Here is a 15,417-nt window from a genome sequence, read left to right on the forward strand (position 1 = left end):
GCGGGCGCTTTCGGACCGACTGCCGGCAGGACCGACATGGAAGGCTGGTTCCATGCCGAATTCGCAGATTGGGCGGTTGTTGGCAACCGCGTTTATTGTTGCCGCGCTGGCGCTCGCGTCGAGCTCGATTGCCCTCGCCGACAACTACGACGGAGAGCAATTCTGTAGGGACAATCCGGCCTGGCCCGAAGGTTCGTACCTGGGTCAAATGCATCGAATCCACGTGGACAACTATCTGGGGTTTGCGGCCGCCAATCAGCTCGAGCCATGCCAGAAATGGGCGGATGATCAGCGCGAATCGGCGGTTCGCGGATTGCGCGAACTGGGCTTCATGGTGCGCGAACCATCGCCTGACCCGATCGTGCTCGGCGGCACCGGCCAGTCGGCGACCCCGATCCGACTGACCGCCGGGCTGTGGACAGTCAGGGCGTCGGTGAATTACGAATCAAACTGGATTTTTGTTTCCAGATTGCACGCCTTGGACAGCGCCGAGATAACCCCGCTCTTTGCCGAAGCCCCGCCGGGGCGCTGGACCGGTGAAATCGCCCTGCGTGTGGGAGAAGGTCAATCAAGCGACATTTCCGCCGGCGACGTGCTGGTAGAGGTTCAGGCCGGCAGCGCTTGGTTGCTCACCTTTAGCAAACTGGGCACCGGCGGGTTTCCCCAATCCGGCATTCCCTACGTGACTCGCTGTCAGGCCGACGCCGAATTGGTCCGGGTCGAAGGCCCCGCGGGCTTCGATTTGGGCGGTTGGAGCCTGTCCAACGAGGACCGGAACATCAGCCACATCTTCGAGCCTGGAACCGAGATTCCGGTCTCCGGCACGCTGCTGGTAGCGTCGGGTTCGGCAGTGGGCGACATCAAGCCTTGGGGCACCAGTTTGGTTTGGGGCGATCGGAACTTTGCCACGCTGTCGTCTCCGGACGGGCAGTCCAGTTCGCAGATGTGCGTGTGAGCGGGTGATGCGCAATATGCAATGACCGCCTTGGCAGCAAAACTCGTCTGCGCCGGTCCACCACGTTACCGCTGCGCGCCCGCCTGTGGACGGTGCGCCCTCCGCTGCCACCAAGTGGAGCATTCGGCGCCGGGGATGATCAACTAGCGGGAGGAGCTTCTCTGACCGCTCCCGGAAACGCCCATGGACTCGGTTTGCATTGGTGCCGTCGCGCGAATTCGTCGGGGTCGGCGTGGTCTTGAGATTCCCGGTAGGAAAGCGCTTACCGACCGCGCCCGCCGAGGAATTGAGTGAGATGGTCCTCACTGCGCCATTTGGCCACCAGCGTTGATGCTCCAGGCAGTATCGCGGCCGCCAGTATCGCTTTCAGGAGATCTCCGGGAATAAACGGCAGTAGTCCGGTCGTCACCGCCGTGGCGGCGGCGTCCCCGCGCAGGAAGCCCAATTGGCCACTGGCGAACACGTCCTGCCAGAACTGCGGCGTCGAGGTGGAAACATCAAACCCGGACCAAAGCAATGCGTACGCCGACGCCAGCCAGGGCAAACCCACCGCGTATATGACCGCATTGGCGATCAAAAGCGCGATCAGCGACAGGCGAAAGTCGCGGTCCCAACCACGTTCACACAACCAACCGGCCACGAAAGCGGCGGGCACGAATCCGGCAAGGTACCCGTACGTGAACATTCCGCCGGTGGGCGCAAAGAAGGGCAATCCGGCGGCCCCTTCAATCAGGTAGAGAATGATTGCCGCCGCGCCGCGGGTTGAACCTAGCGTGGCCCCGATCAACAGGACCGCGAACGTTTGCCCGGTGATCGGCACTGGTGTGAACGGCAATGGAATTGCAATCTGCGCGCAGGCGGCCAGCAGGATCGATGCCGCAACGATGGCTACCACGTCGCGCAGCAATCCGCCAACCGGAAGCACACGCACGACCAGCGGTCGAGCACCAACGAACAGGCTTGGCTTGGAGATCATCGGTACTTCCTTAAGCGGCCAGACATCTTGCGCCGGTCGATTGAGTCCGAGACCGCCGGAGCCCACTCAATCAGGATCGATTTCAACCAGCGCCGCGCCTTTTTGGACCTCGGTGCCGGTATCTACAACGCTAACGACGGATCCCGCATGAGCGGACAAAACCTCGTTGAACACCTTCATGGCTTCCACCAGTCCGACGACTTGGCCGGCGTTTATGTGATCCCCAACGTTCACGTACGCCGGTTCGGTCGGCGAAGGCGAGGCGTAGAACACGCCGGCTATTGGTGAATCGACGCTTACGGTGTTGCTCGGCGCGACCGAGGTCTCAGGGACCGCCGCGGCCGCAGGCGGATTTGCCGCCGCGGACGACCGCCGTTTGACGCCCAGCGTCAGGTCGCCGAGGGTGACCTCGATTTCCGAGATCTTCGTTCCCTGGATCTTCTCCAGCAGGTCCTCCAGCAACAGCTTCATCTGCGACATGGGTCGGACTCGGGCGGTCGGGTGCTGACTAAGCCCGGCTGATGACCAGCGAGACGTTGTGGCCACCGAACCCGAAGGAATTGGAAATGAAGTGCGAAAACTCCAGGTCCCGCGGTTCGTTGGGGACATAGTCGAGGTCGCATTCCGGGTCGGGCTCTTCCTGGTTGATGGTGGCGTGGACGGCCCCGGCGCGCATTGACAGGACGCCAACGGCCGCCTCGACCACCCCGGCCGCGCCAATCATGTGGCCAATCATCGATTTGGTCGAATTGACTACCAACGATCGGGCGTGCTTGCCGAAGACCTGATGGATGGCGCGGGTTTCGGCCAAATCCCCTATCGGGGTCGATGTTCCGTGCGCGTTGATGTAGCCGATGTCTTCGGGGTTAAGCTTGGCATCCTTGAGGGCGCGTTTCATGGAAAGCGCGGCCCCCTCGCCGTCTTCAGGTGGAGCGGTAATGTGGAATGCGTCGGCCGAAGCTCCATAGCCATCGACTGTGGCGTAGATGCGCGCGCCGCGCCCCTGCGCGTGCTCCATGGTCTCAAGCACCAGAACCCCGGCGCCCTCGGCCGCCACGAATCCATCGCGCAATCCATCAAATGGACGCGAGGATCGATGCGGGCAATCGTTGAAGTGCGTGGACATCGCGCGGCCTTGCGTGAAGCCGGACAGTCCGATGGGGGTTATCGCCGCTTCGCTGCCACCCGCCAGGATCACGTCACAGGAACCTGCGGCCAATGCGCGAACGGCTTCGCCAATCGAATTAGCCGACGTCGCGCAGGCGGTCACATGGGCCATGTTGGGGCCTTTAAGGCCAAGATCGATCGCGATCTGCCCGGCGGCCATGTTGGCGATCATCATCGGCACTAGAAACGGCGTCACTCGCCTGGTGCCGCGATCCTCGTGCACCTTCGTCTGCGCAAATAAGGTTGCGATCCCGCCAATGCCGGATCCGACAAATACGCCAGTCGACTCGCGGAGCTCGTCGTTGCCATCCAATTCCAGGCCGGAATCGGCTATCGCAGACCTGGCCGCGCCGACCGCGAAATGCACGAACTGGTCGGTGCGCCGGTAATCGCGCCCCATTACTTCCCTGGCATCAAAGTCCCGCACCTGCGCGGCCAACTGGCAGGAGTAGGGCGAAGGGTCAAAATAATCGATCCGGCCAATTGCGCACTTCCCCGACATCAAATTGCCCATCAACGTGTCCGGGTCGTTGCCCAAGGGGGTCACCAGGCCGATGCCGGTGATCGCGATTGGTTGGCCCAATGAACCTATCCGTTTACTCTTCAACCTCGGGGCCTCGTAGGCAGCCCTGCCGATTTTATTGGCGAATTGCCGGTCCCCGCCGCCTTGCTGGCTGCGGATTGGGCCACTTCGGACCGACCAACGATATGGCTTCCTGGACCGGTTGACTTGCTCTCCCTGCTTCGAGAGACGCGGGAACCGACCGGTCCAATTGCTCAGTCCGCCGAGCCCCTGCTCAATTTAGTTGCGATTTCAGTTTCATTTCCGGCTCATGTCGAACTTCACTCCTTGGGCGGACAGCAAATCTGCGATTTCGTTTCCAATTCATTTCAACTTCGTTTCACGCTCCATCCAACAAATCCACCGCCTTGCAATCGATTCGGGAGATGCGTTGCTTGAGGCGGCATTGCTGGCCCGTACCCGCACGTTGCGCTGACAGCGGTGAAGCGTCCGAATGAAATGCTCCCTCTGCCAGCTGCCAAGGCAGCCTAGTTTGGCGAAGATCCTTGACGATGCCACCTAAGCGAATCACCTCCCGCACCGGAGCGGTCGTCTTATTCCTTGCTATCGCATTTCTCGACGAGCTCGTAGACGGCGTGGTAAGCGCGGCGTGGCCGCATATCAGAACCGATCTGAATCTGAGCTATCTCCAAATCGGCGTGGTATTGAGCGTCCCGGGATTGGCATCGGTCTGCATCGAGCCAGTGATCGGGATCTTGGGCGACGTGGGTCACCGCAGACGGATTGTTATTGCCGGCGGCATCTTTTACGCAATTTCACTGGTGCTTTTCGCCGTAAGCCAGGGGTTTTCAATTCTTCTGATTGCCTGGCTCATCTTCTACCCCGCCTCAGGAGCGTTCGTCAGTCTCTCGCAAGCATCCTTAATGGATTTCGACCTGAAGCGACGTGCTCAAAACATGGCCAGGTGGAATTTCGCAGGTTCATTGGGGAATGTTGCCGGGCCGCTCGCGCTCGCGGTACTGGTTGCCATCGCAGTCGGCTGGCGCGGTGCGGTACTGGGTTGCGCTCTGATTGCGGTACTGGCGCTTGCCGGCGCATTTCGCTTGCCGACGCGCATGTTCCGCCCCAATCCGGCGGACGACGCGCCGTCGATCAGACAAGCGGCGATTTCCGCGTTCGCCGCCCTTCGGCAATTCGATGTCGCCAGATGGCAGGTGCTGCTTCAGGCATCTGATCTGATGCTCGATCTGTTCAAGAGCTTCCTGACGCTTTACATGGTCGATGTCGCCGGAGTAACCGAAACAAGCGCAGCCTTTGTGTTGGCGGTTTGGATCGGAGCCAGATTGATCGGGGATTTGATCCTCATCCCGCTGCTGGAACGAGTTCGTCCATTGCGCTTTTTGCGGGTTAGTGTCGTGGTCGTCCTGTTGATTTACCCGGCGTTTCTATTGGCCCCGACATTGCCCATCAAATTGCTGATGGTCAGCATACTTGGATTCGCTACAGCGGGTTGGTACCCGATCCTGCAATCACGGGCCTACGCATCGCTGCCGGAGCGCAGCGGCACCGTTGTCGCGTTGGGAAACCTGTTCGGGTTTGTGGCCGCAATTCTGCCCCTTGGATTGGCGCTTTTGGCGGAGAACTGGGGGCTGGGTTTTTCGATGTGGCTGTTGCTGATTGGACCGGTCGCAGTCGGCATTGGCACGGTTTTTCGCCCATCCCGAAACCCCAAAGCGTAATTGCTTGATTGGGCGATCCGGCCATTGAAGAATTCGGGGCCGGTTCACAGTTTCGGACGGTTGAAATCCAGACCGTGCGAATTGGCCAATCCCGCTGCAGCTTCGGGGTCACGTCGCACTTGAATATTCGAGGCTGCTAGGCCAGACTGCGCGGGGATCGCGTAATCAAACGGCCACCAGGGACGTCCGCGTCTATCGTCCGCCGATTGCCTCGAACGCCATATCGGCCGCATCCACCTCATCAGCGGCGAACTCGATCCCGAGGCTGCGGGCACGCGCCAGGTTGAAGTTAACGTCGGTCTGTTTCGGATCCACAATCGGCGTCGTCGCGGGATCGGCACCATCGAGGATGTCCGCGCCCAGGGCACCGACGTATGCCCCGGTCTTGAGACCTGAATTGCCCACAGCAACGAGAATTCCATCCCGTGCCCAGTCCGCCAGCAGGCCAATCTCGGGGAGATCGTTATTGGCCACCATCCAGTCGACTACCTCCGATGGCGCAACGATGGCTCCTCCGGCATCGCGCAGCTGGTGGAAATTCAGAATGGCGATGAAGTCGGCCTTGTCTTGAAACTCGGCAACGGCGCTCTTCCGCTGTTCAAATTCCTCAAACAGAAGGAAATCGACTACTTCGATCGGTCCGTAATCAGCCGACTGGCCGCCGAGCATGAACGCGGCACGAGCCGATTGAGTAGCTGAGCCAGCATCGCCAATAATCACGACCCTAGTCGCATCAGGAAAGAGCCGTTGAGCCGTCGCGAACGCTTCTTCGTATGGAATGCGCTCCAGGGCCCCGGTAATCGATCCGCCAGGCACGTCAAGACTGCTTATGGGGGCGTAGACCGTCGGGTCGACGTTGACGCCGGCGAACACCGTGGAGAGGGGATCGCTGGGGTTTTGCTCGGCGTACCTGACGGCCACGTGCTCGATCGCGATATCGTCTGTGACAAAGAGGATGTCGGGCGCGAAATCTTGTAACGCTTCGAGGGCTTCGGCAGCCCGTTCTTGGATCTGCTCTGGGGTTGTGAAGTTGATCCTGGTGTCCATATAGAAGGTCTGCAACTGGTAATCGCGATCCGGATTTAGACCGCTCTCAGAAAGGCCGTTGATGATCCCTTCATGGAGGTCCGCGGTCCATGGGAATGCAGTGCTGTAAGAGTGCACGACAAAGATGCGGTGAGTTTCATCTACGGCGCCGGCATCCTCAGGCTCTGACTTGGGCGCTTCGCAAGCGACCGCGATAACCATGGCCACAAGTGCCAGTGCGAATCCCAATTTGATCCGGAAATTGGAACGCAGATCAATCATTACGATCACTTCCGATTACTTTCATAAGCGCGTGGATCCTGCTGGTCTCCCGCAACCGGAAACCAAATTCATGGGGCGGGTCGATCGGCAGCGTGCTGGCTATCCGGAGTCAATACGACCGGGTTATGAAGTCTGGTTTGAATCGCGGGACACCGGCGCTCCACGGCGGCGACAGAGGCCCCTAGAGTCTTCCGCACGAACTTTACCGGCAACATTGGCATGAGCGGGCGCTTGGTCAGACCCAAAACACCGGCTCAACCTGCCAATTTGGGACTAACTATATGTCCTTTTATGTCTAATCCGGGCAACGCGGGCTTCAAGTGATCCGGTTATTCGGACTGACCCACCGGGGCACGGTTGTCTTCGACCCAACGCGCGCCCGATGCCCCGATCTCCTTTTTCCAGATCGGCACGCGGTGTTTTAGTTCCTCGATCAGGAATCGGCAACAGTCGAATGCCTCGGCCCTGTGGGGGGTTCCGACCGCGATTATGACGCTTGGTTCACCGAGCGGGACCGATCCCAACCGGTGCTCCAACGCGATCCGCGCGCCGGGCCACTTTTTGCTGGCGTCCTTGGCCATTTCCTGGAGTTGTCGGGCCGCCATTTCGGAATACGCGTCGTATTCAAGCGATTCGACCGGGTTCAGATCAGAGTCACGTCGTACAACACCCCTGAACACGCATTGGGCCCCATTGGAGGGGCTTTCGACTAATTGTTCAATCGCGGCGCTATCGAGCCCACCGGTGCGCAATGCGACGTGAATAGTCGTTTCCTTATTACTCAATTGCCGGCATCCGATTCCTGCCGTCCTCGCGTGTCAAGTCCCCAATAAAGCAACTGGGCGGGCCCTTTCGGACCCGCCCAGCTTGTTGCTAGGACGCCCAGCGATTTATGAGTCAATCACCGGGGGTGAAACTTCGCCACCGACTGACAGTTCGTCAGCAGCGCCGAAAGCGTCTATGTCAGCGTAACCGGGAACCAGAATGCCGCGCAGGGTGTCGCCGAGCAGCGTCAACTGCACGGATCCATCCTCGGCAAGCTGGAACACCGCGGCCTGGAAGTACTGACGGGTGAATCCGGCGGTCGTGCCAGGCTCCATCAGGGTTCCGTCCGCGCCGGTGTCCGCGCGAGCCTCAGTCTTGGGGAATCCGAATGCGTCAACCCCACCAAGGCGGTTGAAGAAGTCCAGGAAGCCAGTGGCGTTGCCATCGGCATCCACGTTAGCCACGTAGTGACCAAACGCGCCTACCTGCTCGCCACCTTCAGGAGCGGATTCAGGAGCAGGTTCGACTTGCTGGTCGACGCTACCACCGAGGCCACCACCGACGTAGTCCCAGGCCAGCAATCGAGTAACTGTCTCGTTGCCCGCCAGGTGCAGGGCTCCACGCTGGAAGAACTGAGTCAATCCGATACCAGGGATTTCAACGACTTCGGAAGTCGGGTATCCCCAGCGCTCCAAGCCACCAGTGGCGTTGTAAACGTCCAGGAAATTGGCGCTGACTGCGTTGCCACCAACGGTGACGGTGAAGTTGGAGATGTTGTGCTTGAGGTCTTCGTTGCCGGGAGCCTCGACGAACTCGTTCTGAGTTACGACAACAGATTCGAAGCTGGATTCCGGCATAGTCGGCATATCTACCGGAGCCTCGGATGAAGCATCGCGAATCATGAGCGAAGCAACGTCAAGAACCGACGTCAAGTTAGTGCCGCTCGCAGGGTCCGCCACAGCAGCAGCATGCCCGAACAGCGCGGTCAACGTGTTGTCGGTGTCCTCTTTCTTGTTTGTGGGCAAGCCAATTGCGATCCGATAGTTGCCTGCAGCCAGGTTACTCAGGTTGATGAACGCACTTTTTACGTCGTGGCTGTCATCGGTGGAAGTGAGTTTTCCGGAGTCTCCCGCAAGGTTTTTGAGCTGAACGCCCACGACCGTCGCGGCAATATCGTCCGCGTCGATGTTCACGTCAAAGACCCAAACGCCGCCTTCAACAGCATCGTAGGAGCCTTCCGTGAATCCGATTCGGTTGTCTTTGCGAGGAGTATTGACTTTCAGTACCTGGCCTGCGATCAACTCGTCGCCAACTGGCCCGAGGTTGTCCAGCATGAACCCATCCCCGGTCGGTCCCTTGTTGCCGGAGACATCGATCAAGGTTGAGAGATCACCATTGCTGTCCTTGCCGACATCTGCAAATAATCCGCTTGGCAATTCGGCCAAATCGTTATCCGAGAGATCAAGCGCGACCAACAAGCTCGGAGGTGTGTCGGTATTAACTGCGGGCGTGCCATCAGCAGCGAGGGACGTCAATCCAGTCAGTCCCGAAAGATCACCGACGCTGATTGAATCAATTTTGTCGCTGGTGCCGTCGGCGGCCCCGACCACGAGCGTATTCAACAACGCACCGTTGGTGGTGTCACCAATGTCCCTACCGGCCAGTTGATCAATACCGACGCGTTTTGCGCTCAAGCCCACCCTGGCGGTGATCTTGTCTGCAACCGCGTCCTGGCGGTCCGCAACCGAAACCGGCGGATCGTCTTCATCAACGACTATCAAATCGGCGCTCTGGCCAGCTCGCGGGACGCTGTCGTCAAATTCGTCTTTGCCAAATGCGGGAGTTGTCTGCGGTTGAGGTGAAGCGGCAACCGCGTTCGCAAACGTACCAACTCCATGGAAGGAAATGTCGATCGACTGCTTGTCGGTTCGGCCAAAGTCGTTATCGGCGTTGTCCCTGATGCGGTACGGGGCGGCATAGAGCGTGCCCGGGGCGTCATTCGAGTTGATCAGCACGGAGACAGTTTCAGCGTCAACCTCGTCGACCGTGAAATCGACACGCAGCCAGACGCCACCGTCGTTCGAGTTGATCGAGTCGTTTGTCAAAACCTTCGGCATATCGCCGTATTCGAACGTGATCCAGACGATTTCGCCCTCAACACCTTCAAACGTATCGGTGGTCAGGCCATTAGCCGACGTGGAGCCGCCGTCAAGGAGAAACGTGATGCCGAGCCCAGTCGGGGGAGTGTTGGGTCGAGTTCCATTTGTTGCATTAAGCGTGCCGTTGCCCTTGCCTACGGCAGCACCGAGCTGCAAGTAACGAACCGCGCCAGCAGCGCTTTTTACCGCGTCGCTCAGGTCAATGTCTGCCACGGTGAGCCCGTTGCCGGTCAAGTCGACGCGCGAACCGCGAACGAAACCGTCAAGTTCACCCACGCCTGGCTTGAATTCGGACAATCCTTTTCCGCTCAGGTCAAGGTCTTTGGCCTCGTCCTGCTGGTCAGCTACTGCTTCGCCAGCGCCATCTTCGGTGGGACCGGCGACCAGTGAGGTCGTACCACCCCAGGAAGATCCGGTACCTATGTAAAGCGCGTCGTTGCACTGATAGGATTTGTGCTTGTTGTTCGCCAGTATGGCTTCTCGCATGAGATCGCTGTACCCGCAAATGCCGCCTTCTTGGTCACCAAGGGCTTGAGCTTGGTTATTTCCAAGCCCTAGCACAAGCGACGCCAGCAACAGTCCGACCGCCGCAAGCATGATTGGAAAAGCAAAGCCCGATTTGAGCCCACTTCTCAAATATTTGGACGAAGTCAAAACGTCCTCCTTCTGACTTCTATTCGGCACGGTCGGCCGGATAACTCCGGTGGAACCTTCCGTGAGTTCGCTGTATCGAGAGCCGACTTGGCGCAGCCTCGCGTACAGCAAACCCGCCAAGCACAGATTGACTCGCCATTATATGCGTGCAATCTAACTTCTTCAGCGGCAGCGCTTTGGATAACCAGCGCAATTGCCATTTGCGAAGGGGCCATCCCACTTCGGCTCTTACTAATAGATAAAACGCCGGGCACTAGATCACCGTTACTGTTGAACCCCTGCGCCGATCAAGCATGAATGCATTACCCCGGCGCCGGGACTAAACGCCGGCAAGTACCGCGCCGGAATTTGCCAAGTCGAGCAAAACTCCCGACCAAATCCCAATTGCGATCGTTCCTATTGCCGTCGTTGCAAGGACGGCGCCTACCGCATCTGGAGTCTCGACTCTGCTTGCGTCCGGATCCGACGCACGCATATACATGTTCACCACCACCCTTAGGTAGTAAAAAGCCGAGACCACGGCTGCCAGCACCAGCAATATCGCCAACCAAGCTGCGCCCCCATTGATCAATACATCAATGATCAGGAGCTTGCCGAAGAATCCAGCTGTGGGCGGAACGCCAATAAGTGACAGCATGAACACGGCCATCGCGAGCGCAAGTGCAGGAGAGCTGCGACCCAGGCCACGGTAAGCTTCCAGGTCAACCGCCGAACGGTACCGTTCAACCAGCATCACGACCGCAAACGCGCCCGTGTTCATAAGCGCGTAGGCCACCGCGTAATACAACAAGGTATGCGTACCGGCGTAAGTGAGGCCACCGCCTACCTGGGATTGCGTGGCAACCAGTCCGGCGAGCATGTAACCCGAGTGAGCGATGCTCGAATAAGCAAGCATGCGCTTCACGTTAGTCTGGGCGACCGCGATTAGATTCCCCGCAACGATCGTGATTGCGGCCAATACTCCCAACAGAATCTCAAGGTCAACCGCATACGGCTCAAATGAGACTGCCAGGAGACGCAATAAGAGGCCTAATGCGGCAATCTTAGGAGCGACTGAAATAAACGCGGTAACTGCGGTCGGGGCGCCGTCATAAGCATCCGGTGTCCAGGCGTGGAACGGTACCAACGCGATCTTGAACGAAAGTGCCGCGACAATCAGGCCGATCGCCAGGAATTCCGGCGGGCCGATATCTCGTTGTGCGAACACCGACCCGATTTCCGCGAACGAAGTCTCGCCAGTCACCCCGTAAAGCCAGCCGACACCGTAGGCGGTCACTGCCGTCGAGAGCGCGCCCATCGTGAAGTATTTGATGGCCCCCTCGGTGGATCGTTGCCGCCAGCGGGTGATCGCAACCAGGGCGTAGATCGGGATCGACATCAACTCCAGGGCCACGAACATGACGACCAGGTCGTTCGCCCCTACCAGCAGCATCATGCCGGTCGTGGAGAAGAGAAGGATGGCAGCGTAAGCCCCGAATCGCACTTTCGGAAGATTGCCCAGACCGAGCACCACCGCCGCGGCCGCAACTGCAACGAGCACAAGACGCAGGAAAACGGAAAACTGGTCAATTACCAGTTGTCCGGACAGGATCGATTCGGACTCTTGAGGCCACTGGCCGACCAGGATCCCGGCGGCAAAAACCGCGCCGACCAACGTGAGCGCCAAGTAGGCCCAACGGTTGTCGCGTTTCGAAAACACCCACATCAATGGTGTGGTGCTTGCCACGGCGACCAGGATCATCTCCGGACCGATCTGGCCGATTTCAGACCATTCGTATGGCATCTAGAGCCCCACCAGCTGGCCGGTGGCGAGCGAGAGCATGGCAACAAACGGGTCCGGTGCGATTCCGACCCACATCACCATCGCCATCAGTGGCAAGAGCGACGCGAATTCCACGCGGTTCATGTCCGTGATGCCGGCAAACCCTTCATTGACTTTGCCGAGCATGAGCTTTTTGTACATCCAGAGCATGTATGCCGCGGCCAGGATCACGCCAACAAGGGCCCCGAACCCGGCAACGTATGAATAACCGAACGCGCCAATCAGGACCAGGAACTCGCCGACGAAACCGCTCATCGTTGGTAGGCCGAGCGAGGCGAGCGTGAAGAATCCGAGAACGACCGCGAACACCGGTATCCGCTCGGCAAGACCGCCGAGGTCAGAGAAAAGCCTGGTGTGGGTGCGGTCGTAGACAACTCCGACGCAGAGGAACAGTGCGCCGGTGATCAGGCCGTGGGAGAACATCTGGATGATCGCCCCGTCGAGCGCCTGCTGATTGCCGGAGAAAATCCCAAGGGTCACGAATCCCATGTGCGAAACGGACGAATAGGCGATTAGCTTCTTCACGTCCCTCTGCGCCATCGCCACCAGCGCGCCGTAGATGATCGCGATCACCGAGAGAACGATCACCGCCGCCCGGAATTCGTCCACCGCCTGCGGCGAGAGTGGCAGTATCAGACGCAGAAAGCCGTAGCCGCCCATCTTTAGCAATACCCCGGCCAGGATGACGCTGCCCCCGGTCGGGGCCTCGACGTGGGCGTCGGGGAGCCATGTGTGGAACGGGAACATCGGAATCTTGATTGCGAATGCGGCGAAGAACGCCCCGAACACCCAGTACTGCAGCGACTGGGTCAAACCGATCTCGGGCAGCATCTGGATGTCGAACGACCCCGCGTCCAGTCCGATGGCGATGATCGCCACCAGCATCAGGACCGAGCCGATGAAGGTGAATAGGAAGAACTTGACCGCCGCGTAGATCCGGCGCGGGCCGCCCCAGACACCGATGATCAGATACATCGGGATCAGGACAACTTCCCAGAAAACGTAGAAGAGGACCAGGTCGAGAGCGACGAAGACCCCGATCATGCCGGTCTCCAGCAGCAGCATCGCGGCCATGTACTCGCGCGTGCGGTCAGATATGGATAGCCAGGACGTGCCGATAACGATCGGGGTCAACAGACCGGTGAGCAGAACCATCAGGATCGAGATCCCGTCGACGCCAAGCTTGTACTGCAGGCCGAACTGCGGGATCCAGTCGCGCTGCTCGAGGTACTGGTAGCCGGCCACGTCGGAGTCGAAGCCGAAAACGACCGAGAGGACCGCACCGAGGGTTAATAGCGAGAAAAGCAGGGCGGTCGCGGTGGCGGCCTGGCGCGACCGCATGAACCAGGTCGCGACCGCCCCGGCCAGCGGGAGCCAGACGCAGAGCGAGAGCAGCGGGGGAGCGGAGGTCTCAGGCATATGCGGTGCTCACGCCAGCAATAGCGATCCGACGACCGCGGCGATGCCCAGCACGACCAGAAGTGTGTAGTTCTGGACCTGCCCTGTCTGCAGGCGCCGGGCGACCGCCGCGACCGCCCGCACCAGCCAGCCGATCAGATTGACGATCCCGTCGACCAGGCGCGCGTCCACTCCCCAGAGGAAGAAGGCGCTGGTCCGGGTCCCGCCGGTGATCAATCCGTCGCCGATGTGGTCCATGTAGTACTTCTCGCCGGCCAGTTTGTAGAGGCCCGGCACCAGTTTCCGCAGAAGCCGGACCGAGACGATCCCGCGCGAGTAGGCGGCCCAGGCCAAAGCCACTCCCCCGAGCGCGACGGCGGTCGAGACGAGCGCCATGACCACGGTCAGCGTCTCGTCGCCGGTGAGCTTGTAGTGGATCGAATGCAGGACATGGCCCAGGTAATCGTGGAAGATTCCATGCTCGGGCGGGATCCCGAGCACCACGCCGGCGACCACCGAGAGCGCGGCCAGGATCACCAGCGGCGAGACCATCGCCCAGGGCGACTCGTGGGCGTGGTCATAAAGTTCCTGATCGCGCGGCGATCCGTGGAAGGTCATTACGATCATTCGGATCGTATAGAAGGCGGTCAGCAGCGAAGTCACGAGCCCTGCCGCAAAGTAGATGAGAAAGCCCCAGTTGCCGTCGCTTGAAGCACCTGCGGCGTAGGTCGACGCGATCAGTTCGTCCTTGCTCCAAAAACCCGCCAGCGGAAAAACCGCCGCCAGCGCGATCCCACCCAGTAGGAACGTGATGTATGTCCAGGGGAGTTTCTTGGCCAGTCCCCCATAGCGCCGCATGTCCTGCTCGTCATCCATGGCATGGATGACCGATCCGGAGCCGAGAAAAAGCAACGCCTTGAAGAACGCATGGGTGACCAGGTGGAAGATCGCGGCGATGTATGCGCCGGCGCCGAGCCCCATGAACATGAGGCCAAGTTGAGAGACCGTTGAATATGCCAGGACCCGCTTGATATCCGTCTGGACGCAGCCGATCGTGGCCGCCAGCAGTGCCGTGAACGCCCCGAATCCCCCCACGACCAGCAGCGCGTCGCCGGAGGCTTCGAAGATCACCGAGTGGCGGGCGACCATGTAGACCCCGGCGGTGACCATCGTCGCGGCGTGGATCAAAGCCGAGACCGGGGTCGGGCCCTCCATCGCGTCCGGGAGCCAGACGTGCAGCGGGAACTGGGCCGATTTGCCCATCGCGCCCACGAACAACAGCAATGCGATCGCCAGCAGGACGCCGGTCGACGCCCGTTCGACCTGCTCGTGCACTGAGAGGTAGTCGAGCGTCCCGAACGTCCAGAACACCAGGAAAACTCCCGCGGCGAACCCGAAGTCGCCAATCCGGTTGGTCACGAACGCCTTTATCGCGGCGTCGTTGGCGCTGTTGCGCCGGTGCCAGAACCCGATCAGCAGGTACGAGCACACCCCGACCATCTCCCAGAAGACGAACAGCAGCAGGAAGTTGTCGGCCATGACCAGCAGGATCATCGAGAAGACGAACAACGGCAGCCAGACGAAGAAGCGCGCCTGGGAGGGATCGTGGGCCATGTAGGCGGTGGAGTAGACGTGGACCAGGAACGAGACTCCGGTCACGACTAGTAGCATCACCACCGCCAGTTCGTCGAGCAGGAACCCGATGCTGATCGTCAGGTCGCCGGACGCGACCCAGCGGTAGAGCTCCTGCTGGCGATCGGCCGATCCCTCGGCCGGCAAATCGAACCAGAGCAATGCCGAGGCGATGAAAGCCCCGCCGATCGCCAGCGAGGCGATCACCCCGGCGATGCGGCCCAGGTAGCGCGGTCCGAACAATCCATTGAATAGGAACGCGGCCAGCGGCAGCGCCGGGATAGCCCAGGAGTATTCGGCCATCAGCTTGCCCTGCTAC

11 protein-coding genes are annotated in these 15,417 nt (G+C 60.0%); 2 read left to right on the plus strand and 9 right to left on the minus strand.

Annotated elements, in window-relative coordinates; all coding sequences use genetic code 11:
* Positions 1 to 79 precede the first annotated feature (79 nt).
* A complete protein-coding gene (locus tag F4X41_05130; protein ID MYB16401.1) occupies positions 80 to 955 on the plus strand; it encodes a hypothetical protein in 876 nt (291 codons plus the stop codon).
* 262 nt (positions 956 to 1,217) lie between these two features.
* Here the strand turns inward: F4X41_05130 and F4X41_05135 are convergent, their stop codons facing one another.
* The 3 genes from F4X41_05135 to fabF form a co-directional block, all read right to left on the minus strand.
* Positions 1,218 to 1,931 carry a biotin transporter BioY gene (locus tag F4X41_05135; protein ID MYB16402.1) on the minus strand — a complete coding sequence of 238 codons (714 nt, stop codon included), beginning with the start codon at positions 1,929 to 1,931 and terminating at the stop codon, positions 1,218 to 1,220.
* A 66-nt stretch (positions 1,932 to 1,997) separates the two neighbouring features.
* Complete coding sequence (locus F4X41_05140; protein ID MYB16403.1) at positions 1,998 to 2,540, minus strand: acetyl-CoA carboxylase, biotin carboxyl carrier protein; 543 nt, start codon at positions 2,538 to 2,540, stop codon at positions 1,998 to 2,000.
* On the minus strand, positions 2,440 to 3,681 hold the full coding sequence (gene fabF, locus F4X41_05145) for a beta-ketoacyl-ACP synthase II (GenBank protein MYB16404.1): 1,242 nt from the start codon (positions 3,679 to 3,681) through the stop codon (positions 2,440 to 2,442). The genes F4X41_05140 and fabF overlap by 101 nt, the downstream gene beginning before the upstream one ends.
* A 491-nt stretch (positions 3,682 to 4,172) precedes the next feature.
* Here fabF and F4X41_05150 point away from each other — a divergent pair, with 491 nt between their 5' ends.
* Positions 4,173 to 5,360 carry an MFS transporter gene (locus F4X41_05150; GenBank protein ID MYB16405.1) on the plus strand — a complete coding sequence of 396 codons (1,188 nt, stop codon included), beginning with the start codon at positions 4,173 to 4,175 and terminating at the stop codon, positions 5,358 to 5,360.
* Positions 5,361 to 5,552: 192 nt separating this feature from the next.
* Here the strand turns inward: F4X41_05150 and F4X41_05155 are convergent, their stop codons facing one another.
* From F4X41_05155 to nuoL, 6 genes are all read right to left on the minus strand, one after another.
* A complete protein-coding gene (locus F4X41_05155; protein MYB16406.1) occupies positions 5,553 to 6,668 on the minus strand; it encodes a hypothetical protein in 1,116 nt (371 codons plus the stop codon).
* A gap of 329 nt (positions 6,669 to 6,997) precedes the next feature.
* On the minus strand, positions 6,998 to 7,468 hold the full coding sequence (locus F4X41_05160) for a molybdenum cofactor biosynthesis protein MoaE (protein MYB16407.1): 471 nt from the start codon (positions 7,466 to 7,468) through the stop codon (positions 6,998 to 7,000).
* A gap of 90 nt (positions 7,469 to 7,558) precedes the next feature.
* Positions 7,559 to 10,366: a hypothetical protein gene (locus F4X41_05165; GenBank protein ID MYB16408.1), complete on the minus strand. Its 2,808-nt coding sequence runs from the start codon at positions 10,364 to 10,366 to the stop codon at positions 7,559 to 7,561.
* 199 nt (positions 10,367 to 10,565) lie between these two features.
* Positions 10,566 to 12,029: an NADH-quinone oxidoreductase subunit N gene (locus tag F4X41_05170; protein MYB16409.1), complete on the minus strand. Its 1,464-nt coding sequence runs from the start codon at positions 12,027 to 12,029 to the stop codon at positions 10,566 to 10,568.
* Positions 12,030 to 13,487: an NADH-quinone oxidoreductase subunit M gene (locus tag F4X41_05175; GenBank protein MYB16410.1), complete on the minus strand. Its 1,458-nt coding sequence runs from the start codon at positions 13,485 to 13,487 to the stop codon at positions 12,030 to 12,032. It lies immediately after the preceding gene.
* A 9-nt stretch (positions 13,488 to 13,496) separates the two neighbouring features.
* Positions 13,497 to 15,401 (minus strand): NADH-quinone oxidoreductase subunit L, encoded by a 1,905-nt coding sequence (gene nuoL / locus F4X41_05180; protein ID MYB16411.1) that lies wholly within the window; start codon positions 15,399 to 15,401, stop codon positions 13,497 to 13,499.
* Positions 15,402 to 15,417: the final 16 nt, after the last annotated feature.

This window comes from Chloroflexota bacterium, assembly GCA_009840625.1.
GTDB lineage: Bacteria > Chloroflexota > UBA11872 > UBA11872 > VXNJ01 > VXNJ01.